This window comes from Spiroplasma endosymbiont of Diplazon laetatorius (assembly GCF_964019625.1).
Lineage (GTDB): Bacteria > Bacillota_I > Bacilli_A > Mycoplasmatales > Mycoplasmataceae > Spiroplasma_A.
In genome coordinates this window covers 386,128-409,329 of sequence record NZ_OZ026458.1, presented here as the reverse complement: position 1 = coordinate 409,329, position 23,202 = coordinate 386,128, and the positions used below count along the sequence as shown (strand labels likewise).

The window sequence follows — 23,202 nt, the reverse complement described above, 5'->3', positions numbered from 1 at the left end:
GGTTTAATTAAAATATTTTCACCATTAATATTTTGAAAAACATCTAAATCTGTAGAAAAAAATAATTTTTTTTCTGAAAGCAATCTTTTTCACATATAGTGTCTATCAGCAATACTTCATCCATATTTTCCAGTAGATTTAAAAATACCAAAACCTTCTAAATTTTCCTTAATATATCCAAAATCAGTTTCTAAAATTAATTTTATGAAATCTTTTACTGTTCTTGAATCTTGACCAATCTTAAATTTGGTAATTTCTTCAAAAGGCAATTTATTCATTGTACACATATAATTCTTAGAAGTTTCAGCAATATTTTTACTAATAGATTTAACTTTTAATGTCATATCTTTAAATTTTTTAGTAGATATAGAATATTCATCTAAAACATAAACCGAATCAATAAAATCATCTTTAAATTCAAAACCTAAAAAAATTGTTACTGCATCATCACCATGTGTTGATCCATCTGCGTAGTCACAACCAATTGTAATTTCATCAAATCAAAATCGATTTTCTTTTTTTCAAAAAAAATCTTTTTTTTTCAAAAAATTGGGCATTTCTAATTAAATCTTTTCTATATGAATAAGTTTCTAAACTTCCTTCATGTTCTCCTCCCATAAATAAAGATTCATAGTGTTCAGGAAACTTTTCTTTAATTCCTTCAGCAAAATCTAATAATTTTGGATTTAAATTATGTTCATTAATTGCCGTTGTACCTCTAACAACTGTAGCTCCAACATTCATGTATTTTGGATCTTCATCATATATCATTGCATTTTTTTCCAATAATAGTTTTCTTTCTTGATTCAAAGGTACAATAGCAGTTACAAATAACTGATAAATTATATGATTAACATCGTGATTGTTAAAACCAAAAATTACTAAGTGTTTCTTATAAATTCATCATTCTTTAAATTTAAGTTCATTACAAATTTCTAAGCTTGTAGTTAAATTTTGACCACGTACTATTTGAGTTAGCATATTTATTAATTGATATGTGTAAGCTTCCTCATCCAAAATTGTTTCTTTAATTGGAATTACCTCATCGATTGCAAACATTCCTCACTCCCCTACTTCAGCTGGAACCCCTTCTCAATTTGAAGTATTATCAAAACCTACTATATTTATTATCCTTTTATTGGGTCAAATAAAATCACATCTATTATCTGAATCATGTTTTTTAATTTCTTTATTTTCTATTGCTTGTTTTATTGTTACACCATATTTGCATAGATCATTAATTACTTTAGATATAGTTTTTGTGTAACTTGTTCTTGCAGCTTTATATGTATATTTTGAAAGTATTACATTATAGTCTTCAAAATTACAAACATAAAATAAAGCTAGTAAACAAATTAAATAAGATTTTCCAAAACCTTTTGCTCCACACAACACCATAAATAATGACTTTGTTGTAAATGGTTTTTTAAGCTTATCTAAAAATACTTTATATAAAACGTCTATTGAAAAATTGTAATTATTTTTTGTGGGCATTAAATCTTTATAATTCATTTTAATTCATTCTCTCCATTTTTTTGGGCGAAGGTTTGTGCTCGGAAAAAAATTTGTTGCGGCCGCATTCTAAAGCTTTTATAGATTCTATAATTCCAGTACACCGGTACAGCTGTATGCTACACCCGTACCTATGATACTTACATTCTATAACGCTTTTAAATAGGAGTCAACCAAATCTTTTTTTCGTGCAAAACCTGAGCCCGCCCCTATAAATTTTACATAAAAAAATAGCTATTCAATAGCTATTCACTCTCTTCGGTTGGATCAAGTCCTATTAATGATTTAATATATTTAGCATATTCATCTACAGGTCCATTTCAATATTTCTTAGAAGTTTCATTAGTTGTTTCATCTTTAAAATAAAATTTAATTTGAGTTAACGAACCATCTAAAGATTTACGCAAAGTATATTTTTCTACTGTGGTTTTATCTAATTCAATAATTAAAAAGTTGTCATGTATTCCGGGTTCTCACTTGTTTAAATCTTTTTCAAATAATTGATAAATTTTTACCATGTTATTGTTCACCCCACAACCTATTGTATTTTTAGTTACTATAACTCCTGGCACTAAACTAGAAAATATTGTTAATAAACTTAATATCTTTTTCATAAAAACACCTTTCTTTATTTCTTTTATAATATCAAATTTATAAAAGAAATTGTAGAGTCTGTTTTATCAAATAATTCTAAGTCTAAATTTATATTATTTTTATTTTGATCAACTAATGTTATTCTTCACAATCCAGCTCCAAAAAAACTTGATAATTTAATTTCACTAATGTTTATTTTTAAATCATTTTCAAATATAAATTTACCATTATTTACTACTTTAGAGTTTGCTAATGGATTAAAATCTATTATTCCATTACCATATTCATTTTTTAAAATTTCAATGTCTTTTTCAATGCAAGAAAAAGTTTTTACCTGGTATTTAGAGTATTCACCATTTGCAGTTTGTTGATCAAGAGGCATACTACTTGGTATTGAAGCAGTTTCTATAGTATTTCTCATTTCGGGAAAGGCATAATGATTATATTCAAGTTTATAAATTGTATTTTTAGAAATGCTTTTATTTATTGGTTCAAAATCAGCTTCATTAAATTTAAAGTAGTTAGATTTAAGTTTTACTTTAATATCTAAATATTCAACATACTCTGTTGGATTATCAATCGGATTCTGTAACTCAAAATAATAAGGAAGTAATATTTTATAATCATCATTATCTCCTTTATTAATAGAAAAATTACTTTTTATGTAACCTGATAGCATTGCCATGCAGTTTTCTATTCTTTTAACCATTGCTAAATTTGCATTAACTTTATCCTGGTTAATTTTTTTTCAACTTAATCATAAATTTGTTGTTACTGAATATCTATCTTGACCTGAATATTTTTGCATCAGTTCATAAATACCTCAATCTCTAATTTCTTCGACGAATTTGCCATCTATTAAATTTGATATAGTTGCTCCTTTAAACTCATAATCTTTTCAAAAGCTTTCAGTTAACATTTTTAATAACGTTTCAAAAGCGGATGAATTTTTAGTTACACCAATAGGAACAACATTTACTTGCTCAATTTGTTTTATATTCATTTTTAAGTCATGAGTATTACCTCTTGGTGATACTGAAGTTTCATAAATAAAATCTTTATCTTTTTCATAGTCAAATTTTAAAGTTTTTTCAATATTTTTTTCTGGACTTCAAAAATATTGATTAGTTGCTTGATTAAAGAATCATTTTCCTGTTTCTGCAGAACCAATTATATCAAATGATAATTTGATAGCATGATTAACATTTAATGTAGGATAATTTGTTTCTCCACCAAGTTTTAAAAACTCACTTAAACTAAACTCTTCATTATATTTAATACCCTTACTATCTAAAAAAGCAAAAATATCTCTTAATTGAACAATTTGGTCACTTGATCAATAATCAACTATAGATAAAACTGGTTCAGTTTGAAAAGGAAAACATAATTTAGGATAAATTTCAGTTTCTTCATTAGCTATTAAATTTGGAAATCTACCATCTTCATCAACAACCTTTATATTTCCAATTAAAGTACCCTTTGGACTAGTAACATGTAATTCACTAATTTTGTTTGTTACAGGCTCTGAGAGAACAATTTTAATGGGTGCTGTTCTAAAACTTGAAGAAAATTCTTCTAAGGATGAAAAGCTCATTTCTATTCCTGAATCATCGATATCAGGTGTTATAACCTTTCCAATATACTGTTTAATACTTTTAAAGTTATTTTCATTAATTGCTTCTTTAGTTAATAAATATAAAAAACTAGTATCCACTTCACTAATTTCACTTGTTCTAAATGAAATTATGTCACTAACTCTCATTAATTGTTCAGTTGGATTAACTGGATCATAAGTTTCAGTTAAGTCATAATCATCTTCGTTTGAAGATAAGTAACCATTAATTTTTATTACATTTTTAGGCATTGTTGCCATTATAGTAATTTTATCTTTAGCAATTCTTAAACCATCAGTAACTTTTTTACCTCTTAGTGTGTACAAAGGATAAATGTAAAACTTTCTTACTTCTTCTTCTGAATACATTAAATCTTCAATATTTTCATTTTTTCTAAATTTCTGTTTCGAAGTAAAACTTTCTTCATAATCATCTAAATCATCAAGATCTTCAAGTTCATTATTAAAATAGTCAAATTGATTATTTTTCATCATTGATACCTCCTTCATTTGAAATAGTATTTTTGTTTAAATTTGCAATTATGTTACTTACATTTTTTTGTGTATTTAAATTTAGATCTAAATCTATTGTTATAGTTGATAAATCAACAGTAGGTCAATCTTCTTTAATATTTGATTCTTTTAATACAATTAAAAACTTTTTAGCTAAATCGATCAAAAAAGATTTCATTAATTGTGTTTCTCTTTCGATAATTGGAGAAGTTAAAAATTGCTTTACAAAAATTTCAGCTGTAGATTGTTGAGCTGATTTAACCTCATCCATATTAGGGATTCCTATATCTGTTTTAATTTCGTTATAAATATCATTTCTAGTATTTCTCATTGTTTGCATGACTGAAGAAGGATTTCAATTAACCACATTTTCACTTAAATTTTGTACATTATCATCTAAAGTTAATGGTTTCATTTGAAAAAACCATCTAACAATATAGCTTTCATGAAATCTAAACTTTGTTTCGAGTTATTACCAGGTGAAACAGGACTTCCATTAAATAAAATAGCGCCTTTTTCTCAATGAGGTAAAATTGATATAATTTCATCATATTTATTAAGAGTCTCTAATTTTGATTTAACTTTTTTACATCTAGAGTTTTCAGATAAATCATTTTTCAAAATAGAAACTGGAATAAAATCTCAAGTAAAACTCTTATTTTCTAATTTAATATACTGTGATAAATCTTTTCCTAATTCGTTTATTTTAGCTTTTTTATTATTTTTTACATCAATGAGTGAACTATCTACTTGTACAACATTTTTTATAATGCTATAAGTTTTTTGTAATACATAAACTGACTTTGAACCAAAACTATTATCGTCAAAAGAAACAGAAATTTCAAAAATTTTGTTATTAATAGTATTTTTATAAACAACTCTAACAGGAGTTAATTCAGGTCTTGAATAATTTTTACCATTTTGGTCAATTTCATCTGTTACAAATTTAGTAATCAAAATTCCATATTTTCCCTGCATTCCACTTCTAAATTTGGTTATTCATGCTTTTAATAAAAAATCAGATTTTAATAAATATTTTTCTAGTAATTTAACAATTTTTTCATTTTCTTGATTTTGATAATTTTTTATTGATCATTTAATGTTACTTAAATCAAATAAATCAGCAAAAAATTCATTAAATAATACTTCTTTTTCAATGTCACTAACAGCATTATTAGTATCATACAAAATTTTATAAATACCATTACTGTATTTTTTCTCTTTTTTATCTGCTAAACTTGCTTTTAAATCAGCATCAAATTCAGCAAAACTAAATCTTTCTAAAATTGTTTGATTATTGGACTTTGGCATACTTTACCTCGACTTTCTTAGACTTTTGGAGACATTTACTAGACATGACATAGACATGACATAGACATTGAAATGACTTTGTATTAAAAAAAGACCCACTATCGTGGGTTATTTTTTAAAATTTTTTAGATAATTTTAAGTTTTTATCACGTTCTTGTGCATGATAAAGTTCAATTTGTAAATCAACTAATTCTTTTTTTATTTCCTTAGCATTACGTGTTGTATTAATAATTTCTTGTTTTGTTACTCCATTTGCTAAAGCAAGTGTTGAGTTATCTAAATTATTAACTTCTGATTTAAAACGTCTTCTCAATTCAGAATCACGCTTATTTGCAAATTGACCAATAAAAGCAACTACTGTAATTGTTATCCCTAAAGAACCAACTCCAGTAACTATAACTGTTATATACAATGGGACGTTTTCTAATTTATCTTTTATAAAATAAGCTAGTGAACCAAGTATAGCTAAAGCTAAAATATATCCTAAAAATATAATTGTGAAATTTCTTACAACCCTTTTTGGATTTTTAATTAATCATTTAAACATATTAGTTTTCCTTTCTGGGTCAAAACACTATGTAGTATTTTGCCCTATTACTTCTTTATATAAATTTTCTTTTTCAATTTTTTTGAAACTTCGATATTGTTTCTCAGTTTTAATTAAATACGAGGATAAAATTAATAACAAAACAGGAAGTAGTTTTAATATTATTTCTACTATTATCCTTCCTTTTTTTGAAGGAATAAAATTTGGTAATTTATGTATTATCGTTCCTACTCCAGCTGGAATTAAAGTTAAAGCAATTTGATTTCCTCAATTTTCAAAACCAAAATTTTTCATACCTAAAGACATTCAGTTTAATCAATCTGGTAAATCAATTAAAGGTGGTAGCAAAGACCAAATAGTAGTAACTAAAAGATAAAAAAATGTATCAGTATCATAAATTACTTTTGCTTGAAAATAACGTACTTTTTTACTTTCAGACATTAAGGATAAATCATATAATTCTCTATCTTTATAATAATCTTTAGCACCTTTATTTCAAACTTTACTAAAAGGTAATCCAAAATATCATTTAAATTCAGGTTTTTCAATTTTATTCATCTTCATCACCTTCTCAATATCTTTCAGTTGGATCTATTCCTAACTTTTTCATTCGATAATCATCTTTAGCTTTTAAATTTTCAACAACAGGTTTAATTTGACTTAAATTTTGTTCAATAGGTTTAATGTCTGATTTTTTGACTAATTCATTTAATTCTTTTTGTTTTCTTTTATTTTCTTTATCTTCTTGATATATTTGTTCTCAATAAGGAACTGTAAAATTAGTTGAAGGTTTATAACCTTCAGGTTGGTATTGATAAATTTCATATTCAACACCTCCTAAAATAGTTGTTCCAATAAAAACTCAATTCTTAAAATTATTTAAATTTTCATAAACTAAAGATAACTCTATATTATTTAAATTTTTAAATATTTCTTCTGTAGATAAAGAATTAGAATTATATTTTATTATTCTTTTATTTACTTCAAAAACGTCGCTTATATAAAAATATTCATCTTCCTTATAAATACCAGCTGGTTTAAACTTAAATTCATAAATTTTTGTTTCTTGTCCTGAATTATCAACTTTGGTTATTTTGTTAGTATCAAAATCAGTTAAATAAAAGTTATTATTTTCTTTGCAAAAAGAATATGGTTTAAAAGATAAATTATGTATAATAGTTTCTTGTCCTGAATTATCTACTTTGATTATTTTGTTATCATTATAATTACATGTATAAAAATATTCATCTTCCTTATAAATACCGATTGGGCTAAAAGTTAATTCTTGTATAATAGTTTCTTGTCCTGAATTATCTACTTTGATTATTTTTTTATTATCAAAATCAGTTAAATAAAAGTTATTATCTTCTTTATATAATCCTGATGGTTTAAAAGATAAATTATGTACAATGGTTTCTTTACCTGAATTATCTACTTTGATTATTCTTTTGTGTTCAGAATCTAGTGTATAAAAATTTATTTTTTTTGAAATTAACTTTATCTCACCTGGAAAATAAATATTATCAATTCTTTTTTCAATTTGTGAACCCCAAATTCTTCCAATTGCATTTGTTTTATCTTCTTTATCACTAGTTTGATAAACAGATGCTTCAATAATTTCTCCAATTTGTTCATTTAAATTTATAACAGCTGTTTTTTCACCATTTTCATCTTCTATGAAACTATCAGGATGTTTAGACCTGATTAATATATTTTCAAAGTATCCTAAATTTTTGACTTCACCTGTTACATTACCTTCTTGATCAGTTTCTTGTTGAAATAATTTTTGATTTTCCTTTAGTTTTTTAATTGATATATTAGTATATTCATGTTCATTTTGAATTGATTTATCTAATTCAGATAAGAATTTGTCTATTTCTTTTTTATTATAAAAAACATCTGGGTCTAATAAAAAAGGAATTTCATTTTCATCACAATACATTAAATATAGCTTTTCAATATTTGCTAAGGTTCAACTTCTTCATGCTGAACTACCAACTAGTGATTCCATTGAATTATAGGTTGGTGCTTGTAAACTATCACTTCTACCATTATTGTAAGAAGTTTGCGATGTACGTGTATTTTGATATACAACTAAATCATTTAATCTTAAATAATCTATAGCTTTATACGTAAATTTTTTTAATTCTTCTTGTGAATAAAGAGGTAAATCCAATGTAGAAAATAATTTTTCTAAAATATTTCCAACTCTATTATTTGCAAGTTCTTGTGCAGCAAAAGCATTTTTTTCAAAATAATCTTTTGGATCTTTATAACCAAGCTTTTTTTGATAATTAGTTAATTTATCAAATTTATTAGCTATTGAAGGTCAATTATTTAAATAGTCTTCAAATGATGTACAATCTCATAATTTAAACATTAAGCAATCACCCTCACTCTTCTAACTTTTTTTATAACGTTTTTTCTAACAGAATTATTAAATAATGCCTTTTGACTTGTTTGATGGTTTATTATTAAATCTGCTAAATTTGATGAAAATATATTTAAACCAGTTATTTTACTAAAAGGAAATTGTGCTATTTTTCTTTTATTCGAACTATATAAATTTTTTAATTTAGACTTAGAATAACTTTTCAAATTAGAAATAAAATTTGTTTTAATTAAATTTTTAATTACTTCAATTTTTTTCAATGTTTTATTAAAGTTTTTATAAATTTTTCCTAATGTTGGAGATATTAACATTAAAACTTTCATATCAGCTTGCTTATATCCCCTACCAAGTTCTCAATTTTCTTTATAAAATTGATTCTGATCTTTTGCTAAAGCAAATTTTTCAATTGTAGATATATCAGTAAAAACAGTTACTTTTGAATAGTTACTAATTCTTCCTGGTGTTTTTTTTCAAACATAAGGTTTTTTGTAAATTTCACAATAGCCTTGTCCTGATATTCCACTAGGTGTAAATCTAAAACCCAATAAAAACGATTCAGGTTGACATGGTATCAAATTATACTTTTTAAGTAGATTGGAACTTACTTTATTTAGTTTTGCAATATAAACATTTACTTTATTTGTAATTTTACTAATGCTTTTTTTAATAGGATCTAAAATTTCATTAATAGTTTTTTGAATAATCTTAAATGGATTTCATTTATCAACTAATTTTTTAGCATTTTTTTTAAATTGCTTAAATTGTTCAATTAAAGTTCTTTGAAATTTAGATCTAAGTCTTAACATACTAAATTCAATTAATGTTGTAGAACCTAAATTTGTCTTAGATAAAGCTTCTATTATTTCGCTAGCTTTTAAATCATCTGATTTAAAAAAATCATTTATAGAATAACCAGATTTTTGTTTAAAATAATCGTTATATTTAGATATGTTTATATTTTTAACACTTTTAACTAGTTCAGGACTTATATTATATAAAGTCCTTTGAATTTCTATAAATTTTTTAATTTCTTCTGAACTAAAAGCTTTTATAGATCTTTTCATTTCAGATGTAGAAACTGCTGCAATAGAGTGTAATATCTCTATATCTGTTACAGTTTTTCCAAAAGTAAGAACTGTTTTATCATCTAAAATTATTTTTTTAAATTCTAAGGCAGTTTTTATTTGATAAAAGTTTTTAACCTGACTTTGAATTTTAACTGATTTTAAAAGATTATTTTCATTTAAAATTTTAAGTAATTTATCATATTTAAATGCTCTTCCCAATTGTCCAAAACCTGTAATTCCAAAAAGCAAATTCATTAATGAATTTTTAGTAGATAAATTTCCATTAATAGAATCAAAAGTTTCAGTAATTGCAAAATTTACAGAAGTTTGAATTAGTGAACTTGTTAATGCTATACCAACTGATGTAAAACCCAAACCTTCAACTATTGCAGTACCAATTCCAGCTGTTAATGATCCTGCAAGAACAGCTAAAACTTGAACTCCAAATACTTTTAATAATTCTAATCAAAAACTAGTATTATTAGGTTCTTTATAAGTTATTTTCTTTTTATATGTAACAACTTGGTTTGGCTGAATTTTTCTAGGCATTATTTTGAGTTGTTTCTTTAGTGTTTTTAAAACCTAAAATTTTATCTTCTTGAATAATCTCACCATTGTATCATTTATTAATTACAGTAAATACTTGCCCAAGAAATGGTCCTTGTGTATATGTTCCAGATTGAAGTGGTGTTTGAACATAAGATGCTCAAACATATGCACTAGGTAACAAAGCAACAATATCATATCCGTATTCATCAACATCACATTCAACACAATTATATTTATTCAATATTGTATTAATAATTATTGATGTATTTTCTAAGCTTTGAGTTAATTGATTTAATTTTGATTGAGCTACCAAAGTAGCTATTTTTGGTGAAATTAATAGTAACCCATCACTAATTAATCATTTATCTTTTTTAGCTTGTTTTTCAATTTTTTTAAATACTTCAATAAAATTATCTTTAGTAACTTCTTGAAAAGGAATTGTATTTTTTACTCCATTACAGATTGTTTTTAATGCATGATCATCATAAGCTTTTGCTTCTTGTCTTTCAATTGTCATCATTTTATTTGCCGCTCAATTAGGACCTGGAATATTTACTGCATCGATTTTTGTATACAATGTAAAGTTTTCACTCAATTTCATTTCAACAATTTTTTCATGTGAGTTATTTTCAATAAATCCAGTTTCTTGACTTCAATCTTTTTGTGTTACAGCTTCAGTCATAACTGGTATTTTGACAATAGAGTTCATTTGAGCTCCTTCTTGTCTTAACTCATTTGGAAATAAAACTGCCAATTTTGATAAACCTAAACAATTATCAAATCTTCAATTTTCACTTCAAAATTCTTTTAATTGATCAATTGTATATGCCATAATTAATTACCTACCTTTTTCATTTGAGCTGGATTAAATCCTGTATTCGAAACAATACTATCCTCATATTCTTTTGGTTTTGTTTCAATATTTGGAATTGGTTCTGAAATGTTCAATGTTTTTAGAACTTGTTCAGTAGCTTGCTTTACTATTTCTTCAGAGTTAATTTTCTCTGGTTCTGGAACTATAGATGCATTTTTTTCAGTTTCTACATTTCCATCAGGAAATTCTAGTTCTTCAAATTCAAAAGTACCATCTTCATTCTTGATTTCATTTCCGTTTTCATCAAGTTTAATAAATTTTCTTTTCATATATTTCTCCTTTTTCTAAATTTATATTCTTATAGATAGCAATATTTTTTAATTTGTCAATACTCCAAGACGATTATGTTCAATAACTTTTTCAATAACTGGAAGAGAACTTTTTGCTCCTGGAAATCAACGAGCAAAAAAATAACCTTTTAATTGAACAACATCATCTTCTTTATATTTTTGTAATTGTTTAATCATAGAGAGATTTCTTTCATAAACAAAAAGTGTACAATTACTTCATTTTATTCTTAATTCAAGAATTTCTTCTTCCATTCCATCACGCAATTCGGTTTTAAAATCAATATACGATATTTTTCCTGTAACTTCAATAATTGCTTTAAGTTCATGTTTATTTACTTTTTTTAGTGCCATGTTTTATTTCCTCTCATATATAATTTTGTGTTCTTAAATTTAAGTTCTCTTCATTTAAATGTGCTTGCAAAATACAACATGCATCTATTCAGTGATTAGATTTATTACCATACTTTTTTAGTAACTCTTTTTTCTTTGTTAAATTTTTATCTTTTGGATAATGGCCACAAAATTTTCGTTTAAAATAATATCTTAAAAGAGCAATTAACTCACGTGTAGCTTTAACCTCTCTAAACTTTTCTTCACCATTATGTAGCAATTCAACAGCAACATGTTTTATTTCAAAATCTTCAACTGAAGTATTTTTTTTAGTTTCTTGGATTCAGGAAATTATTTTTTCAAAAGCTTCAATTGGATTATTTGCTTCAATTTGTACATGTCAAGATTTAGGATAAATTGATTTAAAACTTTTCATAATAATTCCGGTTTTTCCAATTCCAGCTGGATCTATTCCAATTGATAAAAAACGTTCTTTCATAAAAACACCTCTAATTTATTAAAACCTATGATTTTTAAAAAGTTAAGTTTTTTAAGCAAATAGTTAAGATATTTAATTTTGTTTTCATTGTCTACTATGTAGGTTTTTGTAAACTATTGTTAACAAAAATAATAATCTATTTAAATTTTCTAAAAAAGTGAAGTTTACGTAAAAAATGACTTTTAAATAAAAGCCTGGTTTATTAAAAATAATTTTACAAATTTAGGATCCTACTCTAAAACTTTGTATTTATAACATAAATTAAAGTCATATTAAATTTCATCAGGTGGATCTCAAATATTAATATTAATTATTTCATCTATTTTATTGTGTTCTATTGTTTTATTATTTTCTTTTTTAAAATTATTAAAAATTTGAGAGTTTAACGCATTATCTTGATCTAATTTTTCTTTTCTTTTTTTAGCTTCTAGCTTACTTTTTAATATTTTTTCTTCTTGTTGTAATTTGCTATTCTTAAATTCTAAAATTATTGATTCAAATAAATCAACAAAATTTTCATATTTTAAGTTTTCTTTTTCATGAACTGGTTCTTTAGTGTCCATTGAAATTCATCTAATTTTTTTAGATCAATCAAGTCTAACTCCACAACTAATTCAATTAGATAAATCTATTTTTGCATGATAAAAATTTACAGGTTTTTGTTCATATATTAAAGAACCTATTTCTTTAGTAATTCATTCCCCATTTTTATTCTCATTTTCAACTATTCTTCCACCTTTTGGGAAAGAAATTTCTAAATAACGATTATTTTGATAATCAGGTATTCAAGCTAAAATGGAATTTTCTTTGTATTTTCATTCTTCAATTCATTCTTTTTTAATCATTATATTACTAATTGTTTTTAGAGGATTAAATTGATTAATTACTTTAACGTTTGGAATATTTAATTTTTTTCTTAAGTCTTTTATTAATCTACTTGCATTTTCTTCGCTTAAATTTTGAGCAGCTCTTAAATCTGGTTTAGAATCCAAAACAATATTTTTTGAATTTAATTGTTCATATAAACGTTTAATGTAACTAAATTGTTTTTCTGTAGTTCTATTATTTAACATTGTTTTAGACCTTTCTAATTAATCTTCTTTAGTAAACTTATATCATCTACCTTTTATACTTCTACCTGTGCATATTGAATTATGGATCGATTCAATACAACGCTTATACTTTTTTTCGGTTGTTGAAATTCCTCAAACTTTTTTAACAGCTTCTCTTGTAGAATCATACACCCCTATTAAATCACCATTTTTATCATAGTTGGCATAATAAAATTTTTTCTTTTTCATGTTTTTATCTTTCAATTGTTATCTTTGAAATTTTACACAAGTCATTAGAGCATTCTAATTCAATAATGTTATTTGAAAATTTATTAGGTTCTTTTTCGATATAAAGTTTTTTTATAACCTTTATAGGCTCGCAACAATTAGGACATGTTCAAGTCATTATTTTTCACCTCATAATTTGTAATAATTAATTCTTTTCCTATTTTACATTTCTTGTTACCCTTAGTATTTGAAGAAGTGTATTTTCATTCTTGTTCATAAATAAAATAATCTTTGAACATTTCTCTCGTTTCTAAAGAATCATCAATGCTTAAACAAAATAATGATTCTGATTTTGTTATTTTTTCCAATCAAATTTGAAATTCATTTCAATCTTTAGTTTTAAATCTATATCTATATGGTTTACCTTTATTAGAAAAATAAGGTGGATCTAAGTAATAAAAGCAATATTTGTTTATAAAAAAATTTATACAAGTTGAATAGGAATTACTCAAAAAACTTATTTTATTTTTATTATTTTGTAATAATTTTTGACATTCCAAAATTCTAATAAATTTATTTTGATTTCAATTTTGCTCTAGTCTTTGTTGTGTTCATGTTCCTCATTGTTGACCATTAAATGTTAAATTATTGTTCATTAAATATAATTTATGTGTACCTAAATTTTTGTCAGATCAATCACTTAAGTAATTAAGACTTGCATATGGATAAAAGTCTTCTTTTTCAAATAAAATTTTATGTAAACTAAACCATCTTCAAAATTGTATTAAAGAACTATCTATATCATTAAAAAAATAATAATTAAATAAATTTTCTCTTAAAGAATTTAAACCAACACTGCCTCCACCAAAAAATGGTTCAACATAAATCATTTCTTTAGTGTTTTTAGGAAAATATCTCTTAATTAAATTTCATTGTTTAGCTTTTCCACCAGGTCATGTTAATGGTGATATAAATTTATTGGGCATACTTTCTCCTTTTATTTTAAACTTAGGTTTTTTCAAGTTCTTCTAATATCTCTTTTAAAGGATATATAGTTACATCTTTTTTTAACTTTGTAATAACGAATTCATTTACTTCTTTTAAGTCGATTAATATTGTTAACACTATTTTTTCATTCTTTTCCATGTTTTTCATTTAATTGATGATTTAATATGGTACAGTTCTCGTAATGCAAAATTATATCCATCTTTTAATCCCCTTGAATAAAATCCATATCTAATATCAATATTTTCAATTTCTTTCTCTATTTTTTTTATACAATTGTCAATTATTTCAAAAATATCCATGTTCTCTCCTTTAGATTTGCATTTATATCTAGTTACTAGAAAATGGTTCAATAAACTCTAGTAACTAGATATAAATGCAAAAAAATAGACCAACAAATGGTCTATTTTTTTTTTTTTTTTATGATTACTTTTTTAAACTCAGTCTAAAGTTTTTTTTAGTATCTAGCTCTTTTTAGATATTGTCAGTAGCTAGCTCCAAATAATCCACAAGCAACCACCATATATCAAATTACAATTCCAAATACTTTTATGTTATATTGTAATTTAACTTGATCTTCTTTTTCGTTACCTTTTTGAGGTGCAAATAAGATAGATTCACTTGTTGTTTTGTTTGGTTTGTTTAAATTAGGATTTGCATTTTCTTTAATGTATAAGTTTTCTCATGCACTATATCTTATGTTAACTTTAAAATCAACAAGAGAAAATCTATTAATTAAAGAGAATTCTTCATAAAGGTAGTTTCAAGTCATCGGTGATGATTCTCCACTTAGGAAAACTAAAACTGGATGATTGAAAATGTTTAACATGTTATAAACATTATATCCTGTGCTTGAACTGTTTAAAGTTCATTCTTCATTTTTTTGGTTTATAAATGAGTGAATATCAAATGTACTATCTACTTTATTTGCAGGCATAAATAAATCTTTATAAAGTTGTAATGTAATGTAAGATATCATTTGCATTGAAGCATCTAGAGGTTTTCCATTACTATATTCAAATTTTAATCCATTATTTTCAGTTTCATATTTAAACATAGGCATAACTGATCCACCAACTCTATAAAATTGAGGTTCAAATCCATCATAGATAATTTTTTCTCCAGTATTTAATACTGAATCATATATATCTAATTGTTTTTTTTGAGCAGCAACTAAATTTAAGAATTTTTGCATTGCTGCGTTGTTTTCACCATATGATTCTTTCAACACTTCGATTGCAGGATCAATATCTGTTTTTACAAATTTTGTTTTATTTCCATTTTTTATTATGAAAGCATTTTCTTGAGTATCTTCAAAGTTAGAGTTTTCTAACCTTAATCTCATATCTTCAAGTAATCTAAAAATAGAAGTTCCTTGTAATAAATATTGTTCCATTGATAAAACTTTATTATTCATTTCAGAAGTTAATTTAACATTATAGTTACCTGTTTGTATTAAAAACTCTAAAAGAGCATTTGCATCATAAATATAAGTTGGAACTGAGTCTGTTGAAAAATCTTCAAAACTTATAACTTTATCAGTATCTCCAAAAAATACTGATCCGATATTTTTTTCAATAGTTGCAAAGAAGTTTCTATCACTTAGCAATCCAGATAATATATTTGAAGGTTCTGATTCTGAAAGAATATTATAAAAATATTGTCCAGCATTTAAGTTTGGATACATTTTGTAAATTTTTTCTTTTTGTTTTACAGTCTTATCAACAGATCCAATACCATTTGCTAAATTAGTAAGTACAGGAGCTGTTGAGAATGTTAGTGATAAAACAATCATAGTAGCTGTAGCTGCAAAGAAAGAAATAACTTGTGAAATTAACATTGCAATTGAAGCAAATAATAATCCATATAGATATCAAAATCCAAGACTTGATAAAAGTATTGACATACCGTTATTTTTTTCAAATTTTATTCCTAATGATATTAAAGTATTTAGAATAAAATTTATTGAAACATAACTCAATACAGCTATAAGAATAACCAATATTCTAACTAAAAAACTTATAGAAGGACTAATACCTGATCTAAGTTCAATATTTTGAATACCAGTTGTTTTATGTAATCTCATTAAATAAATACAAAGCATTGATATAAAAATAGATAGTAATAATATACCACTAATGTATTGAATAGATATTAATATAGAAAATACTGAATAATTTATTTTTCCATTTTCTCCATTTACAAAATACATTGTCAATGTTAATATGACATTTACAGCAACAAACAATATTCCCGCTGTAAGTAAAGCTGTACTTTTAAAAGTATTTTTTAAATTAATTTTTAATATAATTCAAAAGTTCATTCAGTTAACTTTTTCATAATCTTGAACTTTTGATTGTGCTTTTTGTTTTTTGAATTTTTTTATAACATCTACAGTTGATTCAACTTGAGGGTTATTTTCTAAAATTTTATTTTCACTCATTTAAATTGCCCTCTTTTCTAGTACAAGTCTTTAATAATTTCTTTATTAAAGACTGGTTTTTCAATAAATTTTTTATAGATGTCTAATATTTTTTCTTTTGAATTATCAAATTTTTCTTTATATACTATTTTTCCATCATTTATGATAACAACATGAGTTGCTATTTCTTCTAATTCCTCAATAAGGTGACTTGTAATTAAGATTGAAACATTTAAAGAATTTAGGATCTTAATAATTTCTAAGAATTCAATTTTTGATTCTATATCTAAGTTAGCAGTTGGTTCATCAAAAATAATATATTTAGGTGAAAGAACAAGTGCTGAAACCATGGCAACTTTTTTCTTTGTACCAGATGATAAGTGTTTAATTTTTGTGTTAATGAATTGTGTTATTCCAAGCAATTCATAAATTGGTACAGTTTTTTCTAACATAGCAGCTTCTCTCATACCGTGAGTTGCACATGTATATCTAACATATTCATAAACAGTCATGTTTCTTGGTATGTAATCAGTATCTGGGAAAAAAGCTATTTTATTTAAATTCTTATTTTTGAATAAATCTTGACCATCAATCAAGATTTCTCCTGTATGAAGTTTTAATTCTCCAGAAATTGCTCTAATAGTAGTTGTTTTACCAGCTCCGTTGTTTCCAACAAAGACAACTATTGATTTTTCAGGAATTTCAAAGTTAATATCCCTGATACCTTTATCTTCATTAAAGATTCTAGTTACATTTTTTAGTTCTATCATTTTAAAATTTCCTATCTATTTTTTATTATGTCTAAAGCTTGAGTATTTAACATTTTCAAAACCATTGTTGAAAGTAAATACAGGGAATCAATCTTTATTATTTCCATAATATTCAATATCCATACCCACATATTTATATTTCTCAAATACTCCTAATGGTTTTTCAATACTTGATCTTCAAGTAAGAGCTAATTGAGCCATCTCGAATTTTTTTTCTCCCACATTAAGGATTGAAATTTTTGAGGCTAATTCATTTGCATTCTCCATTGTTTGATTGTTGTCAATTGCTATAGAAACAAAATTATTAGCCCATTCAAAAACAGCTTTATAATTTTCTGGTGTTTGATCTACCATTTTATAAATCATGTTAGTGATTTCTTCTATAGAGTTTTCTTGTTCTTTATTTGCTGAATTTAAAACATCTCCATAACCGCCAGAAGATATAACTATTGTTGTCAATCACCCTTTTGTAAGAAAAACTTCTTTTAAAGGAGTATTTAAGAACGAACCAACACCTGAATCACTAATAAAACAATTTATATCTCCAGAAATAGTTCCTCTATCAAAAATAAAGTTGTCAGTTAGAGCTTTTCCTAGAATATTTAAGTCTATTGTTCAAGAATTATTTTCAATATCTATTTTTATAGGATAATCATTACTTGTAACTTCTTTACTTAGTATGTCATCTAATTTTTCTTTATTGAAATAAATATCAGATGTTGATAGTATCGCTTTTTCAATACTTGTATAAGCATCATCTAAGTATGCATAAGTAGATTCTGATTTAATTTTACCTTCAACAACCTCTTTAATTTGATTTGTAACATTTAAAGTTACAACAGTGTTACCTTTATCGTATTTAACTTCAACGTTATCTTCTTTTTCTACTTCTTTGTAGTTAGAGTAAACATCAGGAGCAATAACTATGATGTTATCAGTTCCTTCTTTTAAATAGGCATTTACATCAACAACACCTTCTACACCATAGTCAACTATTCTTTGATTAAATTCATCTCCATTATAAAAAGAGATCATTTCTTCGATACTATTTACACTATTTACTTTATCTACATAGAAAGTTATAGCTGCATATCTTAATTTATAAGTATCTACTGTTTTTAGTTGTTCTTTTCTTATTACAACATCACTACAAGCAACCACGCTTCCTGCAGTTGAACCTGTAATTAAAGCTACACTTAGCAATTTAATTAGTTTTTTCATCTTAAATTTCCCCTTAAATACATTAAAAATTTTGTCTCAATTAGACGTACCTATAACATTATAACTAAAATATAAAAATATTTTAGGTTTTTTCAAATCTTTTTAAAATTAAATTTAAAAGATAAAAAAAGAGGTTTTCACCTCTTTTTTTAATAAGTAATTAAACTCTTTGTATCAAATTCTTGGAATAATTCAGGTTCATGTAAGAATGATAAATCAGCTAGAAAAACAATACCATTAACTTTTGCTTTTTCTTGATGAACAAGATCAACAATAGCTTTCATTGTTCCACCAGTTGCTAAAACATCATCTACGATAACTACGTTATCGTTTTCTTTTAAGTCACCAACATGGATTTGAATATGACCTTTTCCGTATTCAAGTTCATATTCAACATCTTTAACTTCTCTTGGAAGTTTTCCAGGTTTTCTAACCAATACAAATCTACAATTTGCAGCATAAGCTACAGCTGATGCAAATAAGAAACCTCTAGCTTCTGGAGCTACAATAACATCTGCTTTTTTCTCTTTTACATATTCAACCATTTGATCGATAGTGTATTTAAAAGCATCTTTGTCATTTAATAAAGGTGTTACATCTTTAAATGTAACTCCTTCTATTGGGAAGTTTTCAACATCTCAAATATATTTTTTTAAGTCCATATTTAGTATCCTCTTATTAATCGTTAATTCCTTCTATGATTTGTTCTTCATTTGAAACATATAATCCATTAATGAAACGTTTTCTTGCAAGTTTGTTTCTAATTCTTATTTGTTCAAATACAACTCATAGCGGCAATGATACAAATAAAACAACAAAACTAGTAATTATTGTTCCAATAATGATTGAAAGACCAAATGATAATATTGTTGGCATAGTAACTATTATTACAGCTCCCACCAATGTGTAAAGAGCAACTAATAAGGCACATCTAATAATTCCAAATCTGAATGATTTTACTAAAACTTCAGATAAGTAATCATTTTTCTTACCAACTCTATTTATTTTTATTTTATTCTCTTTTTTGATTTTTTTGAATTCAATTTTCTTATTATGTTTAATTTCTTTAAATTCTAATTTAAGTTTTTTCTTCTCTTCTTTTGAAAGCTTATTTGTTCTGATATTTAAGTTCATTTCATTTCTTAATTTGAACAATTCATCATTCATTTGTTTTTTGAATGTTTTTGTATCATAAACAATTTCAATTTCTTGTTTAAAGAATTCAATCATTGATTTTTCGTTTTTAGCAGATATTAATGATCTTGCTTTTCCAAAAATCATAAATAATGAAGTAATTGCAAATAATAAACTACCTACAATTGCTATGATTGATGCATTTCCTAAAGGAATTTGTAATGCAGTGATTGCAGCTACAGTGAAAACTGGTGCAAGTATTATTGCAATTACCATTGCAATATAGTAAGTTCATTTAAATCTAATAACTATATAAATTAATAGAGCAAGAATGATAGCAGCTATAGTAATGATTATTTGTGTTAATGTTCATAACATTGTAGCTGGTCTAATTGCTTTTGTAATAAACCCACTAACTTCAGTAATATCAGAGTTTTTATAAACTTTTAATTCAGTAAATAACTTTTTAACTACTGTTGATTGTTTTAAATCTCTTGTATAAACAGTTAAAGTTATTCAATTTTGTTGTGATGAGTTTCCATTGAATACAAATTTATCTCCAAATGAAACTGAATAGTTTTGATTTTTATATTTTTTATTTAAATTTAAACTATCTGATAAGTAATTTACATAATAAGCATCTGAAAATACAAATTCTAAGTATTTAGAAGAAACTTCAGCTCTTTTTAATTCAACTGCTTCTTTTGAATCTTCATCATTATTTGTTTCTCTAAAGTCATCAAACTCTTTTACTATACTGTCTCTTTTTTCCTTTAATGGATTTAATTTAGGATCTTCATTTTCAAAAGGTTCTTCTTCAATTGAAGAATAAAGAGTAGTAATGTTGTCTCCTCATAAAGTATAGTCTGTTCTTCCACCAAATGTGTGGTCAAATCGCAATCCAAACAAGAAACCAAAAGCAATTGATAAAGCTAGAGTTATTGCCCCAAATAGAGAAACCATTTTAGTACCGTTTTTAATATTTTTCTCGACAGCTTTTATTTTTAGTTTTTCATTTGCAGTTGCAATTACTTGCCCCTCTTCTTCGATTATTGTTTGAGTATTATCATCTCTTATAAAGATTAAATCATTAATTTTAAAGTTTAATTTTTGAATTAAACTTGCTTTTTTGTCTTTATCTAAAGATTCAACTTTCTTTTTAAGTTTTTCAATTTTAAAGTTTAATTTTTCTTTAGCTTTTAATTGCTTTTTATCAGCTTTTGAAACTTCTTTTTCTTTGATTAGAGCTAATTTATCTTTTAAAGATTTTAATTTATCTTCTAAACTTGAAACTAGATTCTTATCAAAACCTGGTTTTGATTCAACTTTTTTAATTTTATTTTCTACTCTTGATATTTTATAGTTAATAACAAACTTACCTTGACTTGCAAAGTCAGTATTTAAAGCAAATAGATATGATTTATTTGCAATTCATTGTGAATTCATTATTAATTTAAATAATATAAATCCAATTAATATAGTGAATATTAAAGTAAAGAAAGCACCCATAGCCAACATGATAGCCATAGATCTAATTGCATTTGATGTTAATCAGAACATACACATTGAAGGAACCAATAAAGCTACAACTAAATCTGCAGCAATACCAACATTTTCTTTAATAGAAATATTGAAACTTGTTTTTAGACCTCTTTGTTTTAAGAAATAACTTTCTTTCATATTCTCAAACAACGTTGAGAATATTTCCATATTTAAAGCAATTAATATGAATGTACATATTATAGTTTCAGGTCCAACTGTTAAACCAAATCAACTTAGAGATAATAATGATAGACCTATAATTGATAATGTAATTATCATTGAAAATAAACCTAATAATCTATAGAAAAATGTCATGTAAAGCATTAATGCTAAAGCTATTATCATTAAGAAAATAATTCCTGTTCAAAGCATTATCATTGAAACAGTTCCACTTAAAGTTGCTATAGAGTTAACTGTAAATACAAAACCTTTACCTGCAGAGTTAAATAAAGAAGCTCCAATTCTAGCCTTACTTTCTGATGCAACTTTTGTAATTAAGTTAGTTCCATCAATATAACCTGCTGCTGAAGGATCTGAACTTTTTGAATCAACTACTGTACCATCAAATAAAAAGTAGTTTGTTTGAAGGTTTTCAAAGTAAGTTTCATCAAGTGAAGCCTTTTGATCCTTTACAAATTTAATTAATGTTTTGTTAATAGTTTCGAAAACCTTATTAACTTTCATTTTACTATCTTTTAAAGTTTTACTACTGTCATATAGGTTTATATTTGAAGAATATCTTCCATCATCTTTAAAATCTTTTGTAACAGCATTTGAATCATAAACATATTTTGATGTTTCTGATAAATAAGTAAATGAATCTGATATTTTAATAAATTCACTTGCAGTTGCTATATTTTTATCATCTGGTGCTATTAATGATCCAGTTTTCTTTGTAACTATTTGGTTTGTTCCAACAACATCTCATTGACCATAAAACATATCGTAAAGAATATCTTTAGTTTCTTGAGATGTATCTGATTTATTATAAATTCCTCTTAAAGGTTCTAAAATAGCTTTAAAGAAATTTTCGATTCTATCTTCTTTTTCACCTTTAATTAAGTTGTGATAGTTTCTAATATCATTGTAAAAACCATCTGCATCTAAAAGAATAAATAAAGGAAGTGAGGCAGTTGTTTCTTGCCCTTGTGTTGTACCTTCTTCACCACCAGATAGTAAACCTTTAAAGTTTTCACCGTTTAGTTTGTAACTAATTGCAGCACTTTTAACATTACCTTGTTGAACAAAATCAGATTTTGCTCCTGTAAAGTATTCATTAATACCTTTTCTTTCATCTCCAGAAAATTGAACATCATTTAAATCTGTTGAATTAAGTAAAACAATTCCACCATTTCTTTGAATTTGGTTTTTAAATATTGTTTCATTTTGATAAGCATCTATTGGTGATAAAACTTTTAAAAAGTTTTGACCAGCTTGTTCTATTATTATTTGATTATTACCCATTGGGTTTAAACGTTGATCTAAGGCTTTTGCACCCTCTTTAGCATTTCCGTTTGGCTGACCATTAGCATTTTCTTCTTCATTAAGATTATCAACTGAAACAAGAGCTGAGTAATAACCTTTAAAGTCTGAACCCAACCTAATGTTTTCTGAGAATTTTCAACTAGAGAAAACTATCCCTAATATTAATGAACAGATTATCAATAATATAGCAAAACTTTTGAAAACTGGTTTCTTTTTTTTGTTGCTAATATTTTTTTCGTTGATACTCAACTTA

At 25.0% G+C, this 23,202-nt stretch carries 23 protein-coding genes; all 23 read right to left on the bottom strand.

Annotated features, from left to right (window positions below; all coding sequences use genetic code 4):
• Positions 1-411 precede the first annotated feature (411 nt).
• Positions 412-1,512 carry a hypothetical protein gene (locus tag AACL10_RS01965; protein ID WP_338985616.1) on the bottom strand — a complete coding sequence of 367 codons (1,101 nt, stop codon included), beginning with the start codon at positions 1,510-1,512 and terminating at the stop codon, positions 412-414.
• A gap of 245 nt (positions 1,513-1,757) precedes the next feature.
• Positions 1,758-2,126: a hypothetical protein gene (locus AACL10_RS01960; RefSeq protein WP_338985615.1), complete on the bottom strand. Its 369-nt coding sequence runs from the start codon at positions 2,124-2,126 to the stop codon at positions 1,758-1,760.
• A gap of 23 nt (positions 2,127-2,149) precedes the next feature.
• Complete coding sequence (locus tag AACL10_RS01955) at positions 2,150-4,210, bottom strand: hypothetical protein (RefSeq protein ID WP_338985613.1); 2,061 nt, start codon at positions 4,208-4,210, stop codon at positions 2,150-2,152.
• On the bottom strand, positions 4,200-4,646 hold the full coding sequence (locus tag AACL10_RS01950) for a hypothetical protein (RefSeq protein WP_338985611.1): 447 nt from the start codon (positions 4,644-4,646) through the stop codon (positions 4,200-4,202). The genes AACL10_RS01955 and AACL10_RS01950 overlap by 11 nt, the downstream gene beginning before the upstream one ends.
• Positions 4,634-5,542 carry a hypothetical protein gene (locus AACL10_RS01945; RefSeq protein ID WP_338985610.1) on the bottom strand — a complete coding sequence of 303 codons (909 nt, stop codon included), beginning with the start codon at positions 5,540-5,542 and terminating at the stop codon, positions 4,634-4,636. Before AACL10_RS01945 ends, AACL10_RS01950 begins: the two co-directional genes overlap by 13 nt.
• A gap of 115 nt (positions 5,543-5,657) precedes the next feature.
• On the bottom strand, positions 5,658-6,089 hold the full coding sequence (locus AACL10_RS01940; RefSeq protein ID WP_338985609.1) for a hypothetical protein: 432 nt from the start codon (positions 6,087-6,089) through the stop codon (positions 5,658-5,660).
• A gap of 27 nt (positions 6,090-6,116) precedes the next feature.
• Positions 6,117-6,647 (bottom strand): hypothetical protein, encoded by a 531-nt coding sequence (locus tag AACL10_RS01935; RefSeq protein ID WP_338985607.1) that lies wholly within the window; start codon positions 6,645-6,647, stop codon positions 6,117-6,119.
• Entirely contained in the window at positions 6,640-8,469 is a 1,830-nt protein-coding gene (locus AACL10_RS01930) for a hypothetical protein (protein ID WP_338985606.1), read from the bottom strand. The genes AACL10_RS01935 and AACL10_RS01930 overlap by 8 nt, the downstream gene beginning before the upstream one ends.
• A complete protein-coding gene (locus AACL10_RS01925; RefSeq protein WP_338985605.1) occupies positions 8,469-10,097 on the bottom strand; it encodes a hypothetical protein in 1,629 nt (542 codons plus the stop codon). Before AACL10_RS01925 ends, AACL10_RS01930 begins: the two co-directional genes overlap by 1 nt.
• Positions 10,090-10,929: a hypothetical protein gene (locus AACL10_RS01920; protein WP_338985604.1), complete on the bottom strand. Its 840-nt coding sequence runs from the start codon at positions 10,927-10,929 to the stop codon at positions 10,090-10,092. Before AACL10_RS01920 ends, AACL10_RS01925 begins: the two co-directional genes overlap by 8 nt.
• A 2-nt stretch (positions 10,930-10,931) precedes the next feature.
• Positions 10,932-11,240 (bottom strand): hypothetical protein, encoded by a 309-nt coding sequence (locus AACL10_RS01915; protein ID WP_338985602.1) that lies wholly within the window; start codon positions 11,238-11,240, stop codon positions 10,932-10,934.
• 48 nt (positions 11,241-11,288) lie between these two features.
• A complete protein-coding gene (locus AACL10_RS01910; protein ID WP_338985600.1) occupies positions 11,289-11,612 on the bottom strand; it encodes a hypothetical protein in 324 nt (107 codons plus the stop codon).
• Positions 11,590-12,090 carry a hypothetical protein gene (locus AACL10_RS01905; protein WP_338985598.1) on the bottom strand — a complete coding sequence of 167 codons (501 nt, stop codon included), beginning with the start codon at positions 12,088-12,090 and terminating at the stop codon, positions 11,590-11,592. The genes AACL10_RS01910 and AACL10_RS01905 overlap by 23 nt, the downstream gene beginning before the upstream one ends.
• A 272-nt stretch (positions 12,091-12,362) precedes the next feature.
• Positions 12,363-13,163: a hypothetical protein gene (locus tag AACL10_RS01900; protein WP_338985596.1), complete on the bottom strand. Its 801-nt coding sequence runs from the start codon at positions 13,161-13,163 to the stop codon at positions 12,363-12,365.
• Between the two features lie 18 nt (positions 13,164-13,181).
• Entirely contained in the window at positions 13,182-13,406 is a 225-nt protein-coding gene (locus tag AACL10_RS01895; RefSeq protein ID WP_338985594.1) for a hypothetical protein, read from the bottom strand.
• Between the two features lie 122 nt (positions 13,407-13,528).
• Entirely contained in the window at positions 13,529-14,356 is an 828-nt protein-coding gene (locus AACL10_RS01890; RefSeq protein ID WP_338985592.1) for a DNA adenine methylase, read from the bottom strand.
• A gap of 22 nt (positions 14,357-14,378) precedes the next feature.
• The gene (locus tag AACL10_RS01885) at positions 14,379-14,516 is read right to left on the bottom strand and encodes a hypothetical protein (protein WP_338985590.1); all 138 of its coding nucleotides are present in this window, start codon (positions 14,514-14,516) and stop codon (positions 14,379-14,381) included.
• Positions 14,495-14,677, bottom strand: a complete 183-nt coding sequence (locus tag AACL10_RS01880) for a hypothetical protein (RefSeq protein ID WP_338985589.1) — start codon at positions 14,675-14,677, stop codon at positions 14,495-14,497. The genes AACL10_RS01885 and AACL10_RS01880 overlap by 22 nt, the downstream gene beginning before the upstream one ends.
• 155 nt (positions 14,678-14,832) lie before the next feature.
• Positions 14,833-16,818 (bottom strand): hypothetical protein, encoded by a 1,986-nt coding sequence (locus AACL10_RS01875; protein ID WP_338985588.1) that lies wholly within the window; start codon positions 16,816-16,818, stop codon positions 14,833-14,835.
• 17 nt (positions 16,819-16,835) lie between these two features.
• Positions 16,836-17,567 (bottom strand): ABC transporter ATP-binding protein, encoded by a 732-nt coding sequence (locus tag AACL10_RS01870; RefSeq protein WP_338985586.1) that lies wholly within the window; start codon positions 17,565-17,567, stop codon positions 16,836-16,838.
• A gap of 15 nt (positions 17,568-17,582) precedes the next feature.
• Positions 17,583-18,788, bottom strand: coding sequence for a Vmc-like lipoprotein signal peptide domain-containing protein (locus tag AACL10_RS01865; RefSeq protein WP_338985584.1), 1,206 nt, complete (start codon positions 18,786-18,788; stop codon positions 17,583-17,585).
• Positions 18,789-18,937: 149 nt separating this feature from the next.
• The gene (locus AACL10_RS01860) at positions 18,938-19,450 is read right to left on the bottom strand and encodes an adenine phosphoribosyltransferase (protein ID WP_338985583.1); all 513 of its coding nucleotides are present in this window, start codon (positions 19,448-19,450) and stop codon (positions 18,938-18,940) included.
• 16 nt (positions 19,451-19,466) lie between these two features.
• On the bottom strand, positions 19,467-23,198 hold the full coding sequence (locus tag AACL10_RS01855) for a protein translocase SecDF, variant type (RefSeq protein WP_338985581.1): 3,732 nt from the start codon (positions 23,196-23,198) through the stop codon (positions 19,467-19,469).
• Positions 23,199-23,202 lie beyond the last annotated feature (4 nt).